This window comes from Enterococcus lemanii (genome assembly GCF_016909125.1).
In the GTDB taxonomy this organism is placed as follows: domain Bacteria; phylum Bacillota; class Bacilli; order Lactobacillales; family Enterococcaceae; genus Enterococcus_I; species Enterococcus_I lemanii.
In genome coordinates this window covers 1-24,869 of record NZ_JAFBFD010000042.1, presented here as the reverse complement: position 1 = coordinate 24,869, position 24,869 = coordinate 1, and the positions used below count along the sequence as shown (strand labels likewise).

Sequence of the window (24,869 nt, the reverse complement as noted above, 5' to 3'; positions counted from 1 at the left end):
TTGTACCATATGGGGAGGTTCCTTTTTTGTGTCTTTTTGAAAGACTGTTCTATCAAAGGTTTGAAGAGTCTAATAATTATGAAATTTGTTCAATTAAAAAAATAATGATCCACATTTTTTATCTATACAATAATTAAGGCGAATTATTGTAAAAATACTAACGAAACCTTAATGCCACTGCATAAACAATCAAAAATATCTTTTTTCACAAAAAAATAACAAACATAAAATAATGAAAGTAATTTTACATTATTCGCCTTTTACTTGTATCATTGTTTATGCCCGTTTTGCAAATAGATAAAAATAAAAAACAACTTTTCCCTAACCTTCGTTTTTTACGAAAAGTTAGGAAAAGTTGTCGATTGGCTATTTGTTAAAAATTTTTGGACCCTTACGCATATTTTTACGATCATTTTTCGGTGTGTCAACTTGGTTTGAACGTCCGCCACCTTGTTTTTTCTTAATCAATTCTTGCATTTTTTCTTTACTATTCATTTGGCACTTCCTTTAATTTAACTTCATTCACATTCAGTTTCTCATCATAACATATGATAGACACTTGATACTAGCTAAATTGTAAAATTTTAATAAATATAATCGCTAGTAATTCGTTGATTCGCCAAGTCAGAATTGTCAATGACGCAACAGCGAATTCCTTAGTTATCGGTCTTCTTCATTTTCACAAGTCCCTCGCCAAACTTGGATGGTTAACTGCTGGTTCTCATAGTGCACTTGGGCTTTGTCTAACATTGCCCCAATTAAGTAGTAATTTGGTTCACTCGTGTCATCGCCAAGTAAGTCAAAATAATACTCTTCCAATTCTGGTTGTCTCCCATCATTCAAAGCATGCGTAATTTTGTCTAAGTCGTCTGGTTTTGTTGTTGATTTTCCCGTTACTTCTATAAAGAAATGCGCCGGTGAATAATCAAAGGACATTTGAATTTGCATGATTTTGTGATCCATAAAATAATGCATGATTTCTGAAGCAATTTTTAATGTTAATGTCTTATTTTTTTCCATGTTTTTTTCGATTCCCTTCGACTATCTTGCACTTGTTTAAACGTATCAAAAAGCGGTACAAGCGCAGCGGCAATAAAACCGCCCGTAAAACCATTATTATATAAATTCATGCCTGCATGTAAAAAACCAATATTACTCACAAGGCCCATATGAAGCATTCCCGCAAGAATTCCAGGAATTATCCCATAAACGCCAGCAATCGGTGCTAATGTTGTGCCAAATAAAGCGGTCACGATAGTCGCTGTTGCATTGAATTCATTCACATTAAAAAAACTACCTAAAAAAACGCCGAATAATACTGGCCAAACATTTCGAATATGTTTACCAAATGCACCGAAACCAGCAATTGTAAAAATACCACCAATCACTGGACCATTTAATTCTCCACCAATGAACAACACGTAAAAAGTAGCAATTAAACCAAGTAACGACATATTAATCAAAACAATTGGGAAACCAGCAATGACAATAAAATCAGCAACTAAACGGCCAGATTGCCCTAATATTTTTCGATAAGAAGTCAAACGCCAACGATTCATAAACAAGCCATAAAAAAGTAAACAACCAAACAAGCCAATTAAAAAAATCGCCATTTTGTCATTATTTCCAGAAGATAAGACCGAAACAGGTTTTACCTCAACGCCAAATCCTTGCAAAACAGCTAAGAAAAACATACCGATTATCCCAGCTGTAAAGCCAATATTATATAAATTAAACCCTTGGTGAAATCGTAGAAAATGAGCTGATAATGGTGGTAAGGCAAGCCCAGCTAAAACCCCAGCTAAAATCCCAAGACTAATTCCAAGTACAGGAGATAACTCTAAATTAAAAGCAATCTCGCTTGAAATCGGCCCTAAAGCGGTGCCGAAAAGTGCAGGTAAAAGATAGCGGTTAAATGGGACTTGAACAAGACGAGCATAAAGCATCACACCCAACATAATTGGAATTGAATTAAATAAATTTTTACCAAAAAAAGAAAAACCCGCGACAGTAAACATCGCCGCAACTATTCCTCCCGTTACATGAACTTTATTTTTCTTTATTAAGAATAAGCTTAATAAAACCATGAGGCCCGCATTCATAAAAGTAGCCCCTATGTTTGCCAGGGCAAAGTAATCCGTAGTTAAATTTGCTGGTGAAGATAAGATCTCAAGCGTCCCCCACCAAATTTCTTGAGGTGTATTAAAATAAAAAGCAAGCAGAACCATTATTGAACCTAGATAGAGAAACAAAGAGCTCGCTGCATCAAATGGACTTCCTTTTTTAGGGTATCCAATTTTTATATCTTTTTCACTCATTGTTTCATCATCCTTCCACTGTCAATTTTCCACCTAAAACACCACTCAATATTGGGACTAGTGATTATTACCCTAAGGGCCTGATTAACTAAGCTCGTTATAATTCCATATTTTTTAACTTTGCTTTTAAAAAAAAGGCATTGGGTTTTTGTGTACTTCGTAAAGCCTCTCAAAAAATTGATTGATTCAGAGTAAGAATTCGAGACAATAATCTTCTTGCGTATCAATATACTCTGGAATATTTTCTTGCGCCTTCACACAACCTAATTTTTTATAAAAAGCAATTGTTTCAACAGAAGGGATTGCAGAAATAAATAATTTTGTTGCCCCTATTTCCTTTGCCTCTTCACAAATTCTTTCAAATAAACAAGTGCCTAACCCTCTTCGGTTGAATCGATCATCAATAAATAGCATGGTTAAATTTGCATATTTTTCAGCACTTCCCTGTAGATAGCCATCTAAAGAAATAAATCCAATCAGAGTACCTTCAAAAAAAGCACCAAAAACAAAACCGCCACGTTCTACTTGCTCTTTTAAATAAACGGGAATCCAAGCTTTTTTTCTACTCCCCAGCTACGTGTTTCTTCGACTTCTTCTAATACCCAATGATCATCGATTCGCACCCATTTTTGATTAATTTGCTGATTATGGCAAAAATCTTCAAGCAATGAATTTGATAACTGATCAAGTAAACACTTTTTTATTTCAAACATTTCTTTTTTCCCTTTCAATAAACGAAGGATATCAAAACTAACTAACTTCATGCTTCTAAATACTTGATACTTGGATAGATCTACTCCAGTCATTGATTGAGTTTCCATGGCAAGAATAAGTTAGGCCATTAAACTCAGGTAGCAATCGAACAACCATTTCTTTTATATCTTGAAAGTTGGTCTTCCTCTAGTAATTACTAGCTTGTTCTTTTAATTTCCTCATTTTTTAGTACCTTTTTTAAAACTCAATTTATTCTACATTAATTAATGAAAGCAAAGCAAGCATCTAGCAAAAATAAACGTCTCATTCGCATCTTCCATAAAAATAAAATGTTCGATTTACTAAAAAATGACCCAATTTACGCAACAAAACGATCGCTCAATCAATAATTTTGGTCTCTTTGCGTTTAAATTTCACTAAATAAAAATTAAATAAGAACAAAAGCGCCGAGGGTAAATAAAAAAAGAAAAAGACTTTTGCTGCTAATAAATAAGAGCCAATTAAAGCAAAAATCATTCCAATTGGAAAAGTGACTAAGAATACCCCATGAAAAACAAGATGCACCCATAAAGTAATTTTTTCTAGATATTGTCGCCAGCTTTGATTTTTGACAAAGACATAAAATAGCATGACGACTATGAATGAAATCAAATAATAAAAATTGAATTTTGAATTCTCATTTAAAAAAATCAGTTTTTGATAAATAACAACGCCATTTAATAGCACAGCTAGAAAAAACAAATACGGATTTAACCACTGAAAAAGGTTCTTCATTTTTTCTCCTTTCGATGTATAGTTTTTCCCCAATCTTCTTTAAATAACACAAAAAAGATATCATCAAAAATCCGACCCTCTGTATTTTTTACTGCTCTTTTTAAGTAAGCTTCTTGTTGAAAACCTAAACGAGTCAACAAATTTAATGAAGCCAGGTTTTCACTAAAAACTCGAGCCGTAATAATTTCATAACCTTTATTTTCAAATAAGTCTTGAATCATTTGTTTCAAAGCTTCGGTCATGTAGCCTTGATGGGTAAAGGCTTCACCTAACTAGTAAGATACCGCAATTGCGTTTACTTGATAGCGAACATAATCGGGATGAACGCTAATTTCACCAATTAGTTGGTTATCCTCTTTTAGTATCAAATAATAATTCTCAGGGTTTGCTGCTTTATTTTTTTCTTTAAATTCTTCGAGCGTAAGCGGTTCAAACACATTAAACGCTTTCACAAATGGACTGTAGTTTAATTCATAGAGCCGTGGAATCTCATCTTGTTTGATCGCTCGAATAACTAAACGTTGCGTTTCTAACATAAGCCTTCACTCCTTTTGCTTTCTTTTATTGTACGCGATAATACAATTGTTTGCACCTATTGATAGGATAAATTTAATGATGCAAAAAAAGCTTGCAACAGACTCCTTACAAGCTTACTTCGCTATTTACTAAAACTAACTCAATTTTTATTCGATCGGAATCTTCAAAAAAGCAACGTTTCATCGCATCGCCACCCGCATAAGGAAAGCGGTTTTTGTATAAAAATTGGACTTTTTTTGCTTCTAAAAGTTTAATCGCATGCTCAAACTGTTCGATACTAGCAACATTAAACGCAAGATGGTTCAAGCCAATTCGTTTTCGGTGATAGCCCGATTCTTTGTGGCTATCTTCTGCTTGAACAAACACTAAATACAGCCCATTTTTTTGATAACTAAAGCCTAAAGTCCATTCTTGATAAATCTCCCATCCAAGCAAGCATAATAAATCAGCATAAATTGCTTTCGTTTTTTGAAGATTCGACACATTTATCTCAATATGATTCATTTTTTCTCCTTTTTAATCATCCAATATCGCCACGGCCCGAACAGGCGAACCATCGCCATCTTTTATTTTTAAGGGAAAGCCGTAAAATAAAAACCTTTGACCTTTCGGTAATTCATCTAGATGAATTAAGCCCGTATAAGTAATAATTTTCTTGCTAAGTAAAGCACGTTCTAAGTCTTCCGTTAGTTCACCACCGACAAATCTAGGGCCAGCTGCTAAAATTCTTGGCAATATTTCTAACCCAGCTTCTTCCAAAAAGAACAAACCCGTTTCTTTTGGCCATACTTGTTTCATATCGACGACTTCTGCTGGGCCAAAAAAGTGCGCTAAAGGGATATCATCTAAACTTTCCATTCCCGGATGCATATGTGAAAAAGCGTCGACATGCGTGCCGGTATGTGTCCCCATCCTTAACTGGCGTAATTCCCACGATTCTTTTTCATACGTATGTACCCGATTAATTTCAACTTCAGGATCACCTGGAAAAACAGACATCCCCGTAAAAAGAGGTTGTGACAAATCAATAATCTTCATTTGCTTCTTCCTTAACATAATTATTTTTAATTTCGCTCATCTGAGTGGCATTCATGGTAGCTAGTTTTTCACATCGATAATTTTTTTAAAGACCTCCACTTTTTCAAGTGTGCGATTTGCAACAGCGGATAAGATACCTTCTTTTGTTCGAGCTAAACGGCTAGCAAAACGCTTAACAATATTCCCAATATCAATAATCCCCCCTTGTATCATTTATCAACCGCCATTATTTTTTGTTTTTATTTTTTTGATACTTTCTTACGCCAAGCAAGATATCCAATTTAAGAATCGTATGGCGAAACAAAAAATTGCCTTTCATTAAGTTTTTCCCATAAAAAAATAGTTCATGCCTTCTTTTTTGTTCAGATAAATTTAGCTCACATCCAATAATTTCTTTCTTATTTAAGGAAATTTTTCTCCCTTGATTCGTATATATTTTCGTATGGCCATTCATTGTAAAATTCAACCATTTCATAAATCGTCCCATTATTCCTGGCATTAATTCTAGCGGACCAAAACTGTTCACGTAAATCACTGGAACACCAAAACAATGGACATATTGATTAGCTAAATAGTCATTGGCTTTTTTTTCTTCTAATTTCTTTTTCGGATTAAAAGAACGGCCATGCGGAAAGACGATCAACGCAAGTGCTTGATTTTCAATCTCTTCATAAAAGGATTTGCGCCAAGCATCGTAACAAATGGCAATAGCGACATTGCCAAAAGGGGTTTTAATGATAGGAGAGGAAGTCCGCCCTCTTTTAAAAATAGCGGCCTCACCTTCATTTTTTGTTACGATTCCGTAGACTTCTTTACGATCAACCAACATGTAACGGTTATAGTACTCACCATTTTCATAATCCACATATCCAATCCCTAAATAAGTATTATATTTATCAGCCATTTCCATCGCCCAAGTAGCTGTTTCTTTGCTAGTTTGATCCGCATAACGCCAAATGTTTTGATTTGGCAAATAACGACACATCGCTAATTCTGGTAATAAAACTAAATCAGGAGCAGGAACTTTTACAAGCAACGACTCAATGTATTGTTTTCTTTCACGAAGTCCTTTAATCGTGTTATCTAATTCCAAAGCGAAAACTCTCATCTGCTGATATCCTTTCAAAAAATGATTTTGACCTAAAAATAGCCTGGATGATCATAATAAATCAGCCTCTGTCTATCCGAAACTGTATGTCTTTCCAACTTGTCTCAAGCAGTCTTTTAAAAGTTTTTAATACCCACGCTTCCCTTTTCCAAGATAAGCACGTGTCAGTAACTTGATTGAGGCTTGCGTAGGTTCATACCCAAATTGATAAATATCACGATAAATTCTTGGTAACTTCTTTAAGCGAAAATTGCAATCTTCTTGATCGAATAACGCTAAATTCAAAGTCGTACTATCGAGCCAACGAGAGTAACTGTTGTATTCTTCCCCTTTTCCTTGCTTTAAAGCTTTAGCTAACTCTTCGAGACCACCGACGCCACCAACATCTTCAATAATGCCAAACCCTTCGCCTTCAGTGACTCGTGGCAATCGTGCCAGTGAAATTTCTTCCTCGTGAATGCTTTCTAAAGTTAATAAAATTTCCCAACCATCACCATAATCATACTCAAATAAAAAACGCGTACCTATCTCTGTGACTACTCTTTGTAAGCGTTCCGAAGTAGGACTTAAAAGCCGCTCGTTTTCTCTTAGATAAATATCTTCACCAAATGCAAATTCATAACGAATATTTTTGGCAAGTTCACTGTTTTTGAGAAAGTCTTCAATTTGATCTTGAGAGGAAAATTCCAACAATTTTTCAATTAATTTTTCTTGAGAAAATTGTGTTAATGCAAATAAATGTGCGCCTTGCATTTCAAACATAATCATGAGCGCATAGCAAAGCTCATCCATCGTTCGTTCCCCATTGATTTCAAACCTACGATAAATCTTAGATTGATAATTATTTAATTCTGCGTAAAAAGTATAAACTTTGTGTTTTGCCATATGAATTTCTCCTTTTTAATCTTCCAGACAAAATAAGGTATTTGCTAGATTTTTATTTAAAAGAATCGTTGAAAACTTTGTGGCTATCCCTTTAACCTGACCGTCTTCCAGTAGCAACAACGCCCCATTCCCAATCGGGTAATAATCTGACGTCAGACTAAACGTATCCACTCCAAAAAGGTAGCCTGCTGCTTTATTTCGAGTAATTTTCGTAACTGGCGTATGCCCAACGATTTGTTTCGGATAGTTTCGATTGTAAAATGGTGCCAATTCAAAATGATAATCTGCCCAAAAAACACTACCAATTTCATTACTTCCACCGCGAGCTTTGCCGACCATCTTTTCCAGTTGGTTTAATTCTGCTAAGTGTGAAGAATCAACCGCGGTAAAATACCATTCTTTTGGTTTTTCATCCGCCAGAAACCCCGCATGACTAATTAAAAACTCATCCACTTTCGCCGCAATTTGCACACCTAATAAAAGCAATGTTGCTTTTATTTCTTGAATCATTGCCGCATCTTGCATAGAATAATAGCTTAAATTTCCCGTTAAATAAGGTACATCATGATTACCAAGCAAACAAATCACTTCAATTTTCTTCGATCGCTGAGCCTGAACCCATACCTTCAAAAAATTAAGCTCTTCCTTATATAAATTCACGTTTGCAGTTTGACCCCACTGATCAAAATAATCGCCCAATAAGACAATTCTTTCAACTTTTTCTTGTTTGGCCTTTTCTTCAACAAGCGGTAAAATAATTGACCCTAATAAATGCAAATCACCAACAACGAGTGTACGCAACTATCCCGTCCTCCTTTTTTCATTTATTTTTTTCTATCTCATTTTTTCTTCTGATCAGTTAATCGCGAATCTAATTCTTTCCAATTCGCTTTTTATTCAAAAAAAGAGCGTCTCTTCTCCATTTTAAAATTGGTCAAATAAACACCTAAGCGTGCCACTTTTTGTTCTTGCAAGACTTGGTAGCCTCTTTTTTCAAAGAAGGATTTCGCGGTAATCGAGGCATCCGTCATAATATTACTTTGAATGAATCTTTCTAATTGATTACAAAGAGCAGTCGCAATCCCTTGTCCTTGATAATCTTTATGCACAAATAAGCGATCTAAATAACCAGTTTGATCAATATCGCCAAACCCCACTACTTTGTCATTGATTGTTGCCACGTACGTTTCGTGTGCTAAAAAAGATTGGTGCCACTGCTTGCAATCTTCTTTACCTGTAGCCCAAGCATTTCGCTGTTTTAATGAATAATCTCGAGCGTTAACGCTATGAACCGTATCATAAAACAAATCAATGAGCGCCTCACAGTCCCGCTCTTGATAGCGGCGAATCATGCAAGATTTCGTGTCAATTTCTAACTGATTTTTTTCATTCATGATTAACCTCTTTTTTCACCTAATAATATGTCACAGTGTTGTTAAAGTAAAAGAAATGCTAAAAAATGGATTTTATCTGCTTTTTAAACACGTTCACCTTCATTGAAATAAATTTTTGAAACTCTTTCTTTTAGGCTTTCATTTTCGATTGAACGCTTGTTTTTTGTTGGAGATAGCTTGCGAAAATAGGACGCCCGATTCACCTTTAAAACACGATAGTTTGTTGAAAGGCTATGATTTTTAGTGTGAACTAATCTTTGCACCACTAGTGGCAGCTAACGAAACAATCTGTTCTTTCGTTTTATCCTTTTACTTATTACAATACGCACAAATCATACTTTGTATCCTCTGGTATTTGTTACTTTCTAGGTGAAAAAGACCAATCAAAAAGATTAGTCTTTTTCAAAATTCACTTTGGTAATTTTTAATAGTTGTCCGATAAACTCCTCACTGACCGTTTCCACGTAGCTGTGTTTTCGAGCATGGAAGTCAATAGTTACTAACTGGTCTAATAAAACTTTTCCAGTGGTTTTCGTGTCTTTTAACGAGACATACAACGGATAGTTACGTTTTGTGTTGCTGATTGGCGCAAAAACTGCAACATTGGAAAACTTAATGATTCCTTTATAACTCAAACAAATATACGGACGATAACCTTGTTGCTCATGTCCTTCCTCAGGGTCGAGATTGATTTTGATAATATCGCCTTGTTTTACCATTTCTCATTACCTACGGGTTCAAATTCATATGGACTTGCTTGGAAAATTTCGCCATCGTAGTCCCTAAACAATTCATCAAATGTCAATTCGTCTTCAGTCTCTGGTACCTTTTCTAGAATCACTCGATTGCCTTCTATCACGACGTTGAGTTGTTCTCCTTTTTCAGCACCCAATGCCGCCATAACGGTTTTTGAAAGTCTTATTGCACTGGTATTTCCCCATGACCCAATTTTAATTTTTTCCATCACAGTCCCACCTTTCTTTGAAGTTATTATACATCAAAAGATATACAAATAATCTCTTTCTAACCTTTTTGAAAGAAATATTTTGATACTGGTAAAATGACACCATGACCAGTAAAATGCATGTATAATCCATGTACGACAATCAAATCACGAATCAGTCGTTTTTTGCTGCTACTTAATAGAATTGTTTCTTTTTTAGCAAGTACTTCTTGAAATGGCAACAGTTTTTTTGATAAATTTTATCAGGTGCATCTTTGGTTCACGCGTTTTTACCGATTTCCCTGGACAATGAGCTTCTATGGTCATGATTTTTATTGTACATACCTTATTTTTCTATCTAGTCTAGCGTAACCTTACCCATCTAACCCCGTATTCTCAAAAGGAAAAAGAGGAAACTTGATGACTACCTTCTCACCAAATTCCCCCAAACTTATTTTATTTCACTTTAGATTGCCACACGCTTTGACGCAAAGGCCTAAAGTTCTTCACCATTACTAGCAATCACAGACTTATACCAGTTAAAAGATTTCTTTTTGTAGCGGCTCATGTCACCATTTCCTTCGTCGTCTAAATCGACGTAGATAAAACCATAACGTTTTGACATTTCACCAGTTGACGCACTCACTAAATCGATACAGCCCCACGGTGTATAAGCAATCAAGTCAACCCCGTCTAGTACCACTGCCTTTTTCATTTCCGCAATATGTTTAGCTAAATAGTCAATTCGATAATCGTCTTGAATCACAAACTGCTCGTCTGGCGTATCAATCGCCCCTAAACCATTTTCAGAAACATATAGTGGCACACCATAACGACCATATAAATCACACAAAGCAATTCTTAACCCTACAGGATCAATTTCCCATCCCCACTCACTTGAAGTTAAGAATGGATTTCTTACACCATCAAAAAAGTTTCCTTGGATTTTATCGTCTTGGTGTTTTGGATCAATTGAAACCGTTGTCGACATATAATAACTAAAAGATAAATAATCGACCGGATACGCTTTAATAATCGCTAATTCTTCGTCTGTTCGCTCAATTTCGATTTTATTTTTTTCAAAATAAGCTAGCGCGTAACTTGGATACTCTCCTCGAACTTGGATGTCATTACAGAAATAGTTGAACATGCAGTTTTTCTCTTCCATCGCCATCACGGTTTCTGGATTCGAATCGTACGCATACATCGTCGCATAAATACTCATACACCCCATTTTAATTGTTGGGTTAACTTCTTTGGCAATTTTTGTAGCTAAAGAACTCGCCACAAATTGGTTATGTAGTGCTTGATAATTCTCTGTTTCTGTCGCATTACGCATCGCTGTTGAGAAAAATGACCCCATAATTCCCGTATTTATTTCATTAAAGGTCATCCAATAGGTCACTTTTTTACCAAAACGTTCTAAAATGGTGCGTGCATATTTTTCAAAGAAGCCAATTAACTCTTTGTTTTTCCAACCACCATATTCTTTTACTAAATGTAGAGGCGTTTCATAATGCGAAATTGTAATCGTTGGTTCAATTTTATACTTCAATAATTCATCAATAACGGCATCATAAAAAGCTAAGCCTGCTTCATTTGGTTCTTGGTCGTTGCCATTTGGAAAAATGCGAGCCCACGAAATCGACATTCGGAAAGTCTTAAAGCCCATTTCAGCAAACAGCGCAATGTCTTCTTTGTAACGGTGGTAATAATCAACGCCTTGATGATTTGGATAGGTGTATTTTTCACGATCAATCTCTAATGGGAAATCACCCGAAAAAAGTAATGGCAACCTTAGTTTCCCACCCGGTGAAATATCGGCAATCGTCAAACCTTTGCCGTCTTCATTGTATGCTCCTTCTAATTGGTTGGCTGCTGTTGCGCCACCCCATAAAAAATCTTTGCGAAATCCTTTGCTTACCATAAAAAATACTTCCTTTCTCTTTTTCATTTGATTTTTTTCATCTTTACTCTTCCTTTTTTCTCTAGTACACTAAAGAAAAAAGAGGTGAAACGTGTTGTTCGATTTAAAGTTGTTAAAACAGGTATCCGAAACGGATTTACAAATTGCCCAATACATCTCCAACCATCAAGCATCAGTGGCCTTTATGCGCGTTCGCGAACTGGCAGAAAAAACCCATGTTTCACCCGCTACAATTGTCCGCTTCACCAAAAAAATTGGTTATACAAGCTTCCCAGAACTACGACTCGCCTTAAAGCAAAACCTCACCGAACGAGATGTAATGCGGCAACAAACTCAAAGTAAAAATTATCTCGCAGAAACACAACTTCCGGTTGATTTTGAACAAAAAATTGAACAGTTAGTTACTATTTTAGGACAAGCAAGTTTCATACATTGTCTAGGAAATGGTGCTTCTGGCATCATTGCACAGTATGCCCAGCAACGGTTTTCAACGTTGGGGTACCGGAGTATTTCATCAATTTCTGCCTTCATTCCTTACTTAGCCTCAAAGCATGAAAAAAAGAATGAGACCATCGACGAAGTTTGTCTCTTCTTTTCGATATCAGGTGAATCACCAGACATCGTGCAACTAGCCAAAGCCCTCGTGGACACTTCGATTTATACGGTAAGTATCACTAATAAAGAAGCAAACCACTTGGCAACCCTTTGTGATTTTTCACTGGCTTATGATGCACCATCTCACCGTCAAGCTTATAATGTAGACTTGTCCTCCCAGCTTTCTGCCGTCTATATTATTGAAGCGTTAACTGAAAAACTTTACCTGAAAAATAACTTTATCGACTTAGAGTAAGCGCTCTTCGTTCTATGTTTTTAATTATAGCGCCTTTTATATGCGCTTCATAGCCTTTGCATGTAAGTCGGTTCAGTTACCACATATGAAACAAGACGTTTCATGATTTTAGATTTAAACACCAAATAAGCGAAAAATGAATCCATACTTAAGAGGAATAAAATATTTTTTTATTAAAAAACAGCCACTTCGTAAAAAAGTGGCTGTTTTCGCTGATTTAACTTATTTTTTCTTATAGTAATAAAGTCCTAACGCAGCAATCATAAGACCAATTCCTGCTATTGAAATAAGAGTGGTTGATTTTTCTCCCATCTGTGGCAAGATTGAACTTCCTGATTTATCAATATTCGTATTGGGAGTTTTTTCTTCCTCTTTAGCACTTGGTTGCTCTTCTGATTGATCATTTTTATCCGTGTCCGTTGGTTTATCTTCTGGTTGGCCATCTTGATCAGGTGCTGTTGGTTTGTCCTCTGGTTGACCATCTTGATCAGGTGCTGTTGGTTTGTCTTCTGGTTGACCATCTTGATCAGGTTCTGTTGGTTTGTCTCCTGGTTGACCATCTTGATCAGGTTCTGTTGGTTTGTCTCCTGGTTGACCGCCTTGATCAGGTTCTGTTGGTTTGTCTCCTGGTTGACCGCCTTGATCAGGTTCTGTTGGTTTATCCTCTGGTTGACCGCCTTGATCAGGTTCTGTTGGTTTATCCTCTGGTTGACCACCTTGTTCAGGTTCTGTTGGTTTGTCTTCTGGTTGGCCACCTTGATCAGGTTCTGTTGGTTTGTCTTCTGGTTGTTCCCAATCGTCCGGATTATTGGTTGTTGCAAAATTACCTAATAATTCATAATTTTCAATTTTTGTTGGTGATTTTGCGTTTTCTTCTACAATAGATAATGATTTATCATCAAATCGAATTTGTTTAATTTTTGATTGTTCATCTTTGATTGAGCCTAACATAAAACCTTCAGATAGATTTAAAGGGCTTATACTTGAAAAATAAACAATTAATTTTTTAGAATCTTTATCATAAATTGACCCATAGACATCTAAGCCTTTTTTGATAGACTCGTTAAAATCAAACTCTAAATTTTCTAATGCTGCATCAACTTGAAATGTTAATTTCGTAGTTGATGCTTTTTTTATTTCAGGTAAGTTAAGCGTAAAATTAATATTATTATCCTTAACTTTATTTACACTCACAACGTTTTTGTTTTCATTTGTTTGAGTGGCAAAAGCAACTACTGAACCAAATAAAACTATTCCCATTGCAAATGCAGAAATAAGTTTTTTACGCATCTATTCTTTTTCTCCTTTTTCAAAATTTATGTTTGGAAGGCTTTCTCCGTTTGGCATTTCTGTTAATAGAGTATCTGATACTAAACGTTGACCTTCGTTTGTTGTTGCGTTGTCAACACGATACAATTCTGCACGAATAGCGCTTGGTAAAGAATCTTTTGACCAGTAATTTGGTTCAATCCAATAAATGAATCGGCCTTCTGATGTTTCGCCAAGATTTCCGTTTTCAGGAACATCTGCTAAAATTACTTGATTTGCAATTAGAGCGCCCTCTTCATCTTGACCACCAACAAGATTGCCATCTTGATCGTATAATAATACGACATTATAAGCAGGATTTCCTTTGTATGCTCCCGTAAAGACTAACGAACCTTTTGGAATGATTGAAGCTGGATTATTTTCTTCAAATTGATAGTCCTTTTCTAAAACACCAACTGCTGGAACCCCTTCTGTCTCAATTAATTCAACATTATCGCCTGTTGGTCCCATAAATCCAATCTCATTAATTGTAATTTGTTTGTTTTGGGTTTTAGTAAAGACGACTTCAACATAGCGAGCATCATAAGTACCAATATAATCTTTTACTTCTTCACTTGAATGATCAAAGTAAATTGTTTGTCCTTCTTTACCAGCATTTTTATCAATTTTGATATCTTTTACTTTTTTCCACTCACTACCATTTTGACTGACAAACACACGAATATTTTCAAACTCTTTAGGATCCGTTACATTCAATTTCAAAGCACTAATTGCTTGACTACGTTTAAAATCAAATTTCAATTTGGCAACATCGGATTTAACGCTACCTGTATAAGTTGTTTTTAATTCATTATCAATAACATTTGAAATTGATGAAACAACTTCTGGATGTGGATTCTCTTCTGACGCTTCTGGCGCTTTGTCGGCTTCAGAAGTCATATTCGTGGTCACACTCCAATTTTCTTTACTATATGCACCATCAGTTATGACTTTTACAGAACCAATCGTTTGAGGATCTGAATAATTCATAAATTTATCAACTAAACGAATCTCATAATTCACAACACGATTATTAATCGTTGAAATTATATCTGTATACTCTGGTGTTCGACTAAAACCAACGACTTCTCGTTTTTGTTGCCCACCTTCTGTTAGTACACGTGTGATTTCATAGCCATGAAGTTGGGTACGTTGTTCTGGTGTTAAGCCATCTTCAATCGTAATTTTCACTTTATTTTCATCTCTAACAATAGATGCTGTTAAAGAATCGATCGCTGTATTATTGGCAAATAAACCAGAAAGAGCACTATTTTCGAGAGTATAAGTATGTGCATCGTCATCACCATAGAAGATTGCGCGCGTTTCTTTTTCAAATTGACTGACATATTTGATTGTTGTTGCATTTGGCACGAATCCCCAACGAATAAAGAATTCTGATAAATCTTTTTGTGCTGCAGCTGAAGCTAAACGAATAATATTTTGTTGCGCCTTTTGTGAGCTTGTGTCCATTGTTAAATGAATACCTTGTGGTGCAGGCGCGCTACCTGGATTGCGAGAATAGCTATCGACACGAGCAAAGAATAAATTATCAAATTGTTCTTGATACGTATCATAAGTTTTATAAACATATCCTTTATCATAAGCTAAGCGTAATTGCCAATACATTGCTAATTGAACAAACACATTTGAGCTAGCACCCTGTGTATTTGACGTCACTTTGGCAAAAACGTCTTCATAATCCCAACGAACAGACGCATTTGTATCTTTTGCACCGGATAATTGAGCAAAATAATTATTTGTAATCTCAGCAATTGCATAATTGCCTTGATTAATATTATGACCAATTTCGTGGGCAATTCCCCAACCAAATAATTGACCGGATTGATATTTCCCGTTATTTGAAACAATAGGTTCGCCTTTAAATAAACCTAAAACTTCATTCCATTGAATACCAATATGGTTAACGGCTGCATACATAAAAGCACCCGTAAACATCCGCATATAGCGAATATTTAAGTATTGTTGCGGCAAACGATTCGTTGAGCCAGCTTCTGCTTGATTGCTCAAACCTTTATGTTGATAAAATAGATTCATCATTTGGTCCATTGCAGCTAAAGAGGTGATTAATCTTTGTGCCTTTGTTTCGCTAGATCCGCTACCTAGAGCTTTTAAGACTTGACTTGCTGGAACAGATAGCATCATGTGGCGCAATTGAATATCTGTATGGTTGGCTACACATAACTCTTTGCTATAATTTTCTTCCGTATTCGCCTCGTGTTTATGTTCTTTTAATACTTCGCTTAAATTTTCTAATTCATTAATGTAGTCAATTGCTTTCGCCAATCGCTCACTTTCATCTACGACATGATAGAAATTTAAAACTGGTGTGGGCGTCCCACCGCCAACACGGACAGCATATTGATCATTTTTATTGCTTCCGTTATAAGCAATATAAAGCTCGCCACCTTTTTCACCGGCTAAACTCATTAATTGAGGAATCTTAATCTTATTTGCTCCGATTTTTAACGAGAATGTTTGGCCGGATAAATTCTTTGTTTCCGCATTGTATTGTGTCGGTACAAGTGTTAACGGTGTATTATCGCCCACTTTTTTACCTGGAGAACCAACGTAAATCGTAACTTCTTCCTCTGCTTTTGCTGAAATTCCAAGTGGTTGCCAAGCATTTAATCCTGTAAATCCAAAACCTGAGTCGTATTTATTGGAAATCTCTGGATTAATTGAAACAATATGACTAGCTAATTCTTTATCTTTTAATAAAATTCGTGCATTTTCTAATTCACGTTTTAATTGTTCGTAATCAAAAATAAATTCGCCTGATTCTGGATCAGGTGTATTCAATCGTTCTTCTAATGCATCAATTTTTTCTTCTGTTACTTCTTTTGCTAACTCTAAGTGTAGTTGATCTGTAAATAAAGCATCAATCTGATCGGCTAAGTCATCATATAAATAGATTTTCATTTCACTAATATACATTTTTCTAGCACCATTCGCTCGGCCTAAGCCTAGACGGAATTGACGAACTTTAATTGCTTTCGGGAATTTAATTTCCCAATATTTAGCACCATCCGCATTGTCTTTACGAGTGATGCTTGCATTCATTGCTTGATTGATTCCTTGGTCATCAACATAGTAAATTTTAGCACCATCATAATGGTAGCTGTCGTCTACTTCTGCGATTGTCAAACGATCAATTTCGTATTGGTCATCCAGCGTCACATCGATACCATTACCACTATAGTGATAACCAAAATCCCAGTCATTTAACGTCCAATAAGAATCACTATTCTCATCTGCGATTCCTAAAGCAGAATTTGCTTGCGTATCAAGAGGACTGTTCACCATTTCTCCTTTAGTGAACGTTATTGCTTGAATATGTTTCGTTAATTCGCCTGTCCCAGCTGATCGATTTAAAACTTTATACTGTGGCAATTTAATATTTTTAACGTCAACTGGTGAGCCTTCTGCAATTAACGATTGTTGACTATAGCCAATTGCATTTTTTGCCACAACATAAACTTCATAAGTTGTTTTATCTTTTAATTCTGTCACATCGACACTTGTTTGCTCTGTCTCTGCCACTAATTTAAAGTCATCATCACTATTTTTTTCACGAGCAAAAATTTCATAAGCATCCGCATCTTCTGCCTTGCCCCATGAAACAGTTAGTTTTCGATAGCCACCTTTAATTTGAACATAATCTGGGCGTCCTGGAACATCTGTTGCCATTGGTTTCGCCGTTTCAGGTGCTGTTGCAACCGGTGACGACCACTCTCCGTTCACACTTTTAACAGTAACTGTATACTCTTTCCCATTTTCGATTTTCCCTTTTCTCCCAGTTGAGAAAGAAGAAACAATTATTGCGTTTGTATTTACTTTATGGGTATCTGTTGTGCCCCCATTTGAAATGGTTACTTCATAGCCCGTTACATTTGGTACTGCATCCCAATTAACCGTAAACATTTTAGAGCTATTGGTAATAGTAATATTCGTCGGCATATCTAAAGATGGTTCTGGAATTTTACTTGCCATATCATTTAAGAATTCTACTTTACTAATCTCTGCTAAATTATTTGAATTATTAACCGCAGTTACTTTAATCGTTACTTTTTTAACCGCAATCTTAGTACCTAAGTTAACAGTAATATTACCGTTCTCATCAATTATCGCATTATTGGCTGAGCGAGTGTTTTTACCAACCGCATAAGTGATCTCTTGCCCATTCTCGTCTGTGACAATAATTTCACCTTCAGAAATAGAATTCGATGAAACAACAATCGTTTCAAGCGGTGTTGGGACAATCGGAATTTCAATACCTACTGGATTTTTTTCTGTAATTGTTTGACCATCAACTCGAGATAAAGAAACAGAACCTTCTTCTTTTAATAAATTTTCCAATTCTTTTTCATTCACTTGAGTCTTCGCGTCAACTTTAATTGAAGACGTATTAAACAATACGCTCGTCTCAACACTTGACAAACGATCTTTTTCTTTATTTTGATTTTCTTTCTCAGTTTCTCGTCTAAATGCCTCATGTTCATTTGTAAATATCGTTAAATCTAACAAATCAATCGCACCATCATTATTTAAATCAAAGTTTGACTGGTTTAATTTTTTACGATCATTTTTTTCAATTTCTTTTACAAGAATCTTAGCATCTTCGTTATTAACAACTTGATCTTGATTAAAATCAGCGACCAAACTAACTTTACTTTCCGGTTTTAAAACACCAGGGTGGTTATGCCCACTCAAATAGGTATAACCTGCAATGAAATCAGAATAGACGATAATATTTTTTTCTTCTCCATTAATAGTAAATTCTTGTTCATACTTTTCATAACCCTTTGCAGTCAAATCCAAACGATACGTACCCGGTTTTAATTCATCAAAGCTTAGTGTTTGCGCTTGATCTAAATGACTATTATCAGGTGTCAAATTAATACTTCCTTGCTCAACTTGCTTTTGATTACTTGTTAAAGTGTATTGTACATTCACTGTAGCTTTTTGACTTGGGCTTGCGACTAACTTTGTGACAATGCGCCCTAATGCCAAAGATACTTCTTCTTGTTGTGTGCCAAAGTCAAGTTTTTCCGTTTCGTCTGTTTCTACTTCACTTGACTCAAGAGTCGTTGATTCACTAGATTCTGATGAACCAAATGACTCGATTTGAGTTGAACTTTCTGTAATGTTCTCTGGTTGTGTTTCGACCGTCTCACTACTAAAAGTATCTTCCGTCGTCATTTCTTCATTAGGAATCTGTTCAACACTTGCTTCTGTTGAGGGCATGGTGCTTTCTTCAACAGTTGCATTCATTGTCGTTTCATCTAGCGTTTGCTGGAACGAATCAGTTTGTTCACTTGCTAGATATTCTCTTAAAGCATTTTGAGAATGTTGCGCATACACTGTGGTTGCCGGATATGCTACAGACTGCAAGATTAAACTTGCGGCCATTCCTAAATAAACTTTCTTTTTCATTATAAAAGCCTTCACTCCAATTCCTTAAAGATTTGTCATTAAATAAAAATAAGAAAAAATATTCATAATCAAATTATGTCTATTTTTTCTTATTTTCGTTTATTTATAACGAATCATAATGACAGATTGGAGTATACTTAAACGACATTTAAATTTCTACAAAAAAAATTGTAAATTTTATTTTTTTTAGTTCCCTTTTTTCTTTTTCTCTATTTTTTTACAGAAATATATAATTTTATACTCATCGTTATTTAATGATTTATTTTTTATAAAACCACACTATTTACTTGGTATATTTTTTATATAATGCGAGATATAATTATTTTCTAGTTAAAATGATTAGTGGTATATCAATAGTATATTGTTCGTAATGTTTCCTCTTTCATGACCACTTCTTGGGTTGCACACTTGCGTTTCAAACCCATAATGCATGGCAAATTGGAAGAAGCCATCCGTTAATTTTGCAGGTTCATTTCGTGTTTTCGCTTGGAAGACAGCCGTTGACATATTATCAATACGGATTGCACGAGGAACGCCTCCAACTTGTCGGAAAAGTTCTTTCATCCCTTCAAGCAAGCATTCTTGATTTTCTGCTGGAAGGGATACGACAAAACCAGCGTTACTATAAGGGAAAGTCATAATCAATACTTTGACGACCTTAAAAGCTCCTTCGTGACAAACTTCCATCAGACCGAAATCAAGTTGCGCTTCACCCATTGGATGTTCTAAACGTTCAAAACCATTGTCTTCGTTGGCTTCTGTAACGTGCGTGGCCTTCCAATCTTTGATAAACTGACAAACCGTTCGATAGGAACCGGCATAGCCCATTTTTTTCAAGTCATTTGTGATGAATTTAGCGTTTCTCCGCTTCTTTTTTGGAAGTTTTGAATCTTCTGTGAGCCATAAAGCGACAATCCCGCCCATCCTCCTGTGTACATCAATCCTGTCTTTTTATGCGATTTTACAACAGGAATAAAATCACCATCCGCGTATTTTTTCACCGTCCGCCAGTTCACGTTCAATTCTTTTGCAATGTGATTGATCGATTTATCGTGATTATTTCGTAAATTTTTGATAGTATGAATATCGTGCATTGTTAGCATCCTTTTCTTACCTCCAGTTATCGTTGTGGGAACCATAACTTTAGAGGAATTTCAGGTTGCTTGCAATGTTTTTTATGCTTTTAGCCAATTGCAGCATTGTGTATTTTTTCGTTGCAATTGTCTGTATTTATATCTTGCCATAAACAGAAATATATAATTTCACACTTATCGCTATTTAATGATTTACTTTTTATAAAATCATACTATTTACTTGGTATATTTTTTATATAAGTCGAGATATAATTATTTCCTAGTTAGAATGATTAGTGGTATATCAATAGTATATTGTTCGTAATGTTTCCTCGTAACTGATCTATCCTCGTCACTTTAGTAAAAGCTGCAGAAAACTAATTAGCAGAAATTGACGAGTTCTATTTGACATCGACATGCTCTAACTTCAGCTTTTTTTACTTCATAACTAAAACTTCACACAAGGATATATACAGCTTAATTTTACTATTGCCAACAACAAAAAAACGAACGCTTCTTATTAAATGAATCATTCGTAAGAGGCGCTCGTATGTGTTTCAAAAACTGGGACTCATTTCTGTTAAATCATAATTGTTTTCGTTTTCTGGAATTCTCTCTTACTCTTCTAGACTGAAATCTAGTTGCCCTGTTTCTGAAAGTTCTTTAAACCAATAACCTGATTTTTTAATTGTTTTCACTTGTGTATGGATATTTGTTGAAATCAAACCATAACGATTACGGTAAGCATTCATCCAACTCCAACAATCAATTGGCGTCCACAAATGATAGCCGTGACAATTAGCCCCTTCTTGAATCGCTTGATTTAACCAATACAAATGTTCACTAATAAATTGAATACGATAGTCATCTTCAATCCGACCATCAACTAAATAACGCTCTTCATTAGAAACACCCATGCCATTTTCAGAAACAAACCATGAAATATTACCGTAATTTTCTTGGATATCTTTGGCAATGTCATAAAGAGCTTTTGGATAGATTTCCCAACCTTTATCAACATTCATACGACGACCAGGCATCTCATAGTCTTTCCAATATTTGTTTGGCATAAAATCAACAGCTAGCGAATTGGGAGAAAACTCTGGCCGTTCCACGCGGTGTGGATGATAAAAATTAATGCCAAGTTGATCGACTGTATTTTCAGCAATGATTGCTAATTCTTCATCTGTATAAGACCATAAAGCATCTTCTTTTTGCAACATAGCAACAAGTTCAGTTGGAAATTGCCCTTTTACCGAAGCATCCATAAAAAAGCGATTAATCCATAAATCTGCTTGATGACTTGCTAACAAGTCTGCTGATTCCTCAGTTGCAGGATAAAGAGGGGTTAAATTTAAAATAATCCCAATTTGAGATTCCTTAAAACCAGACGTTCGAAAAGCTTCAATTGCTTTGCTACTAGCAAGTTGTAGATTATATGCCACTTGTACGGCTTTTTTACCATCCACAATTTTTGGATAATGGAATTCATATAAGTATTCGCCTTCTACAACAACCATTGGCTCGTTATGCGTAAACCAATATTTCACACGATCACCAAAATGTTTGAAACATTGTGTTGCAAAGCCCACAAATAGATCAACCACATGCTTACTTTCCCAACCACCATATTTATGGTACAGCTCAACTGGCAAATCAAAATGATGTAAATTAATAATCGGCTCAATGCCTTGTGCAATAAATTCATCAATCACTCGATTATAAAAATCAACAGCTTCTGAATTAACAGTATTTGTTTCCAAATCATCAATTAATCTTGTCCATTGAATCGATGTTCTGACTGAATTTAAACCACATTCTTTCATTAACTGAATATCTTTTTTGTAACTATTATAAAAATTAGAAGCTGTATCCGGGCCTTGTTGTTTATAAAATACTTCTGGCTCAATTTCGTACCAATAGTCAAACATATTGGCATGTTTTTTATCAAATCTACCTTCTGATTGGGGGCCACTTGTTGCGGCACCCCACCAAAATTTTTTTGGAAACTCTAGCATAACGTTCTCCTTTATCTGACTTATTTTTATAAAACTTCTGATTTATCGACTAACTTCAAGAACGGGAACCACAACAAGCCAATGACTGCCATCTGTACAATTTGTAAAAGTGAACCCATAATTGAATTGGTTGCTAAAAATCCTGAAATAACGACTGGAACTGTCCACGGCACTTGGGCACCTGTAGTTAATGGTACTAAGCCAGTTGAAAAACTAAAATAGGCAAGCACAACGGAAACAAGTGGTGCAATTAGCCAAGGAATAAAAATAGCCGCATTCATCACAATTGGTAAACCAAAGATAACTGGCTCATTGACGTTAAAAATACCTGGTGCTAAAGCCAAACGTCCCACATCACGGTATTGTTTATTTTTCATAATAAAAGCCATCATCAAAACAACAATTAACGTTGAACCACTTCCGCCTAAGCCAACAGTAAACGTATCCATAAATGATTTTGTTACGATGTGACCATTTTCAGCAAGCTCTGTAGCCGATTGCGCTGTTAAATTCGCATTATCTAACATATTGGCTTGCCAAAATGGTTCAAAAACTGAATTAACGATTACTTGACCATGTAATCCAAAGAACCATAAAAATTGAACAAAGAAAATGGCAATCACTGTCCCTGGTAAAGACGTTCCTAAACCAGTCAATGGTTTTTGAATCACGTTGTAAATCACATCATGCAAATTCGTTGAGAGTACTCCCACAACAACCGCGTTAAGAATTAAGAAAAAAGCCAATGTTGCAATTGCTGGAATTAAAGCGGAGAAAGATCTAGAAACTGCTGGTGGTACACCGTCAGGCATTTTGATGATATAGCCTTTTTTGTTAAACCACACATATAATTTTGCTGAGATAAAGGCAACGATAATTCCTAAGAACATGCCTTTCGCACCTAAACGATCCAAAGCTAAGACATTTGAAACTTCTTCACCCATTTCGGTAGTTAAGAAAAATGGTGTTAAAATTAAGAATGATGCCAATGAAATAATGCCACAAAAAATCCCATCTACCTCGTGTTGAATTGCCCAATAATAACCAATCCCAATGGTTACAAAAACACTCATAATTGCCATTGTTGCATTTTGACCACTACCAAATAAATTACCTAAAGTACTTTGCGTAGAACTTGAGAAAAATGGTAAATTGTTAATTACAACGACTAATGATCCAAACATTGTTAGTGGAAACGACAACATAAAAGCATCACGTAAAGTGGTTAGGTATACATTTTGACCCAACTTCGCAGCGACTGGCATAATTTTTTCTGCCAAAAAATCCATAAACTTGTTCACGATAAATCCCCCTTTGTTTGTTTAAGAAACAAATACTTCGACAAAACGTTTTCTTCTTTACAAAGAGAGTATAACCTAAAATGAAATATATTTCAATATTAAATTTAACATTGAAATATATTTCATTTGTGAATTGTTTTTATTCCACTGACTCAAAATAAGTTGCTAGGATTTCAGAAAATATATAAAAGCTATAACGGTTATCTAGTTGAATTAAGCCGTTTTTATTTGAAAAGTTAGTAATATTTGAAGGCAGTAAAACAACCTCATCTGCTAATTTTCTTAACACTTCATCGTGATTCATCGTGACTAACACCACTTTTGCCCCTTTTTCTCGAGCTTGCTCTAAGATATCCTTATAAAACTCAATATTACCCGATACCGTATAGATCATTAAGAACGTATCCGGCGTAACCGCCCGGGCTAAATAATAAATTTTTGTTCGACTAGTAATCGATTCGACATATTCATCTTGATAGAGAAGTGAATAAACAAATTGTTCCGCCGCTAAACCAGAACTTCCTAAACCTAAAATACGTACGCGAGGATAACTTGACAACCATTGAACAATCCGTTGTAGCTGTGCTTCATCTAACATTTCTTCAACCACATTTAATGTTTGACGATAGCTATCTATCACTTCACTAATAATCTGTTTTTTTGCTGATGTCTCTGCTATTTCTTCCTCGCCATTGATTTCTTCTAATGCTAATTTAAATTCTGCTAATCCACGATATTCCAATTTCTTAACCACTCGCATAATCGCAGCCGGTGAGACATCTAAGGTCACCGCTGCTGCTTGAATCGGTTGATTGATCAAAATTTCTGGTTTAATTAATAATTGACTCGTAATTTTACGATCTGTTTTGGTTAATTTCGTAAAATGAATCGATACTTTTTCTTTAATATTCATTTTTTCTCACCTCAACTTAAGCCTAATTTACCATCTAGTCACACCTTATAGTTAACGAAAAGTAAATACGCTTAAAATAATATCATTCATTATAGCATGATAATTGCTTTTTGTTTTCCATCATCGCTTCGATGTAAGTGTCAATAGTTTTGCGGTAAAAATATTTTACCATTATTTCCGCTAGATTCTCGTGCCGAAATCCTCTTCTCTTATTTGACCGGTGCACTTGACAACGAGCCTCCGACTTTGGATGGCCTGCCAGAAAAACGCGTCACCAATGATGCGTCAGGCCAAGCATCGTAATCCAAAGTCGC

Annotated in this window: 25 protein-coding genes and 1 pseudogene; 1 reads left to right on the top strand and 25 read right to left on the bottom strand. The window is 35.4% G+C overall.

The features are described 5' to 3' along the window. Positions 1-366 precede the first annotated feature (366 nt). The 18 genes and pseudogenes from JOD14_RS13440 to JOD14_RS11105 all read right to left on the bottom strand — a co-directional run bounded on the left by JOD14_RS13440 (position 367) and on the right by JOD14_RS11105 (position 11,638). A complete protein-coding gene (locus tag JOD14_RS13440; protein ID WP_275581416.1) occupies positions 367-495 on the bottom strand; it encodes a hypothetical protein in 129 nt (42 codons plus the stop codon). Between the two features lie 165 nt (positions 496-660). Then, complete coding sequence (locus tag JOD14_RS11185) at positions 661-1,020, bottom strand: hypothetical protein (protein ID WP_204654878.1); 360 nt, start codon at positions 1,018-1,020, stop codon at positions 661-663. Next, positions 999-2,318, bottom strand: a complete 1,320-nt coding sequence (locus JOD14_RS11180) for a DUF1576 domain-containing protein (protein ID WP_204654877.1) — start codon at positions 2,316-2,318, stop codon at positions 999-1,001. The genes JOD14_RS11185 and JOD14_RS11180 overlap by 22 nt, the downstream gene beginning before the upstream one ends. A 186-nt stretch (positions 2,319-2,504) precedes the next feature. Next, positions 2,505-2,867, bottom strand: coding sequence for a GNAT family N-acetyltransferase (locus JOD14_RS11175; RefSeq protein ID WP_338031689.1), 363 nt, complete (start codon positions 2,865-2,867; stop codon positions 2,505-2,507). Then, positions 2,852-3,124: a hypothetical protein gene (locus tag JOD14_RS11170; RefSeq protein ID WP_204654876.1), complete on the bottom strand. Its 273-nt coding sequence runs from the start codon at positions 3,122-3,124 to the stop codon at positions 2,852-2,854. Before JOD14_RS11170 ends, JOD14_RS11175 begins: the two co-directional genes overlap by 16 nt. 286 nt (positions 3,125-3,410) lie before the next feature. Next, complete coding sequence (locus JOD14_RS11165; RefSeq protein WP_204654875.1) at positions 3,411-3,806, bottom strand: hypothetical protein; 396 nt, start codon at positions 3,804-3,806, stop codon at positions 3,411-3,413. Continuing rightward, positions 3,803-4,066 (bottom strand): annotated as a pseudogene (locus JOD14_RS11160) (GNAT family N-acetyltransferase); the annotation flags it as partial. The gene JOD14_RS11165 and the pseudogene JOD14_RS11160, both read right to left, overlap by 4 nt. Positions 4,067-4,078: 12 nt before the next feature. Then, the gene (locus JOD14_RS11155) at positions 4,079-4,342 is read right to left on the bottom strand and encodes a GNAT family N-acetyltransferase (RefSeq protein ID WP_204654873.1); all 264 of its coding nucleotides are present in this window, start codon (positions 4,340-4,342) and stop codon (positions 4,079-4,081) included. A 106-nt stretch (positions 4,343-4,448) separates the two neighbouring features. After that, entirely contained in the window at positions 4,449-4,847 is a 399-nt protein-coding gene (locus JOD14_RS11150) for a VOC family protein (RefSeq protein ID WP_204654872.1), read from the bottom strand. Between the two features lie 12 nt (positions 4,848-4,859). Continuing rightward, a complete protein-coding gene (locus tag JOD14_RS11145; RefSeq protein ID WP_204654871.1) occupies positions 4,860-5,381 on the bottom strand; it encodes a cyclase family protein in 522 nt (173 codons plus the stop codon). Positions 5,382-5,441: 60 nt separating this feature from the next. Next, positions 5,442-5,594: a hypothetical protein gene (locus JOD14_RS11140; RefSeq protein ID WP_204654870.1), complete on the bottom strand. Its 153-nt coding sequence runs from the start codon at positions 5,592-5,594 to the stop codon at positions 5,442-5,444. Between the two features lie 13 nt (positions 5,595-5,607). After that, on the bottom strand, positions 5,608-6,489 hold the full coding sequence (locus JOD14_RS11135) for a carbon-nitrogen hydrolase family protein (RefSeq protein ID WP_204654869.1): 882 nt from the start codon (positions 6,487-6,489) through the stop codon (positions 5,608-5,610). Between the two features lie 126 nt (positions 6,490-6,615). After that, entirely contained in the window at positions 6,616-7,374 is a 759-nt protein-coding gene (locus tag JOD14_RS11130) for a plasmid pRiA4b ORF-3 family protein (protein ID WP_204654868.1), read from the bottom strand. A 15-nt stretch (positions 7,375-7,389) separates the two neighbouring features. Next, positions 7,390-8,175, bottom strand: a complete 786-nt coding sequence (locus JOD14_RS11125) for a metallophosphoesterase family protein (protein ID WP_204654867.1) — start codon at positions 8,173-8,175, stop codon at positions 7,390-7,392. A gap of 92 nt (positions 8,176-8,267) precedes the next feature. Next, positions 8,268-8,768 (bottom strand): GNAT family N-acetyltransferase, encoded by a 501-nt coding sequence (locus tag JOD14_RS11120; protein ID WP_239576187.1) that lies wholly within the window; start codon positions 8,766-8,768, stop codon positions 8,268-8,270. A 392-nt stretch (positions 8,769-9,160) separates the two neighbouring features. Then, entirely contained in the window at positions 9,161-9,487 is a 327-nt protein-coding gene (locus tag JOD14_RS11115; RefSeq protein WP_204654866.1) for a type II toxin-antitoxin system PemK/MazF family toxin, read from the bottom strand. Next, a complete protein-coding gene (locus tag JOD14_RS11110) occupies positions 9,481-9,732 on the bottom strand; it encodes an AbrB/MazE/SpoVT family DNA-binding domain-containing protein (RefSeq protein WP_204654865.1) in 252 nt (83 codons plus the stop codon). The genes JOD14_RS11115 and JOD14_RS11110 overlap by 7 nt, the downstream gene beginning before the upstream one ends. A 475-nt stretch (positions 9,733-10,207) precedes the next feature. Then, complete coding sequence (locus JOD14_RS11105; protein ID WP_204654864.1) at positions 10,208-11,638, bottom strand: glycoside hydrolase family 1 protein; 1,431 nt, start codon at positions 11,636-11,638, stop codon at positions 10,208-10,210. 94 nt (positions 11,639-11,732) lie between these two features. Here JOD14_RS11105 and JOD14_RS11100 point away from each other — a divergent pair, with 94 nt between their 5' ends. Next, complete coding sequence (locus JOD14_RS11100) at positions 11,733-12,488, top strand: MurR/RpiR family transcriptional regulator (RefSeq protein WP_204654863.1); 756 nt, start codon at positions 11,733-11,735, stop codon at positions 12,486-12,488. Between the two features lie 222 nt (positions 12,489-12,710). Here JOD14_RS11100 and JOD14_RS11095 read toward each other — a convergent pair whose 3' ends face one another. The 7 genes from JOD14_RS11095 to JOD14_RS11070 all read right to left on the bottom strand — a co-directional run bounded on the left by JOD14_RS11095 (position 12,711) and on the right by JOD14_RS11070 (position 24,555). Then, positions 12,711-13,778, bottom strand: coding sequence for an LPXTG cell wall anchor domain-containing protein (locus tag JOD14_RS11095; protein ID WP_204654862.1), 1,068 nt, complete (start codon positions 13,776-13,778; stop codon positions 12,711-12,713). After that, on the bottom strand, positions 13,779-19,250 hold the full coding sequence (locus JOD14_RS11090; RefSeq protein WP_204654861.1) for a fibronectin type III domain-containing protein: 5,472 nt from the start codon (positions 19,248-19,250) through the stop codon (positions 13,779-13,781). A gap of 339 nt (positions 19,251-19,589) precedes the next feature. Next, complete coding sequence (gene istA, locus JOD14_RS11085) at positions 19,590-20,174, bottom strand: IS21 family transposase (RefSeq protein ID WP_239576186.1); 585 nt, start codon at positions 20,172-20,174, stop codon at positions 19,590-19,592. Next, positions 20,084-20,344: a hypothetical protein gene (locus JOD14_RS13275; protein ID WP_239576185.1), complete on the bottom strand. Its 261-nt coding sequence runs from the start codon at positions 20,342-20,344 to the stop codon at positions 20,084-20,086. Before JOD14_RS13275 ends, istA begins: the two co-directional genes overlap by 91 nt. Positions 20,345-20,940: 596 nt before the next feature. Next, the gene (locus tag JOD14_RS11080; protein ID WP_204654860.1) at positions 20,941-22,341 is read right to left on the bottom strand and encodes a glycoside hydrolase family 1 protein; all 1,401 of its coding nucleotides are present in this window, start codon (positions 22,339-22,341) and stop codon (positions 20,941-20,943) included. Positions 22,342-22,367: 26 nt separating this feature from the next. Next, positions 22,368-23,642, bottom strand: coding sequence for a PTS cellobiose transporter subunit IIC (gene celB / locus JOD14_RS11075; RefSeq protein WP_204654859.1), 1,275 nt, complete (start codon positions 23,640-23,642; stop codon positions 22,368-22,370). A 139-nt stretch (positions 23,643-23,781) separates the two neighbouring features. After that, on the bottom strand, positions 23,782-24,555 hold the full coding sequence (locus JOD14_RS11070) for a MurR/RpiR family transcriptional regulator (RefSeq protein ID WP_204654858.1): 774 nt from the start codon (positions 24,553-24,555) through the stop codon (positions 23,782-23,784). Positions 24,556-24,869 lie beyond the last annotated feature (314 nt).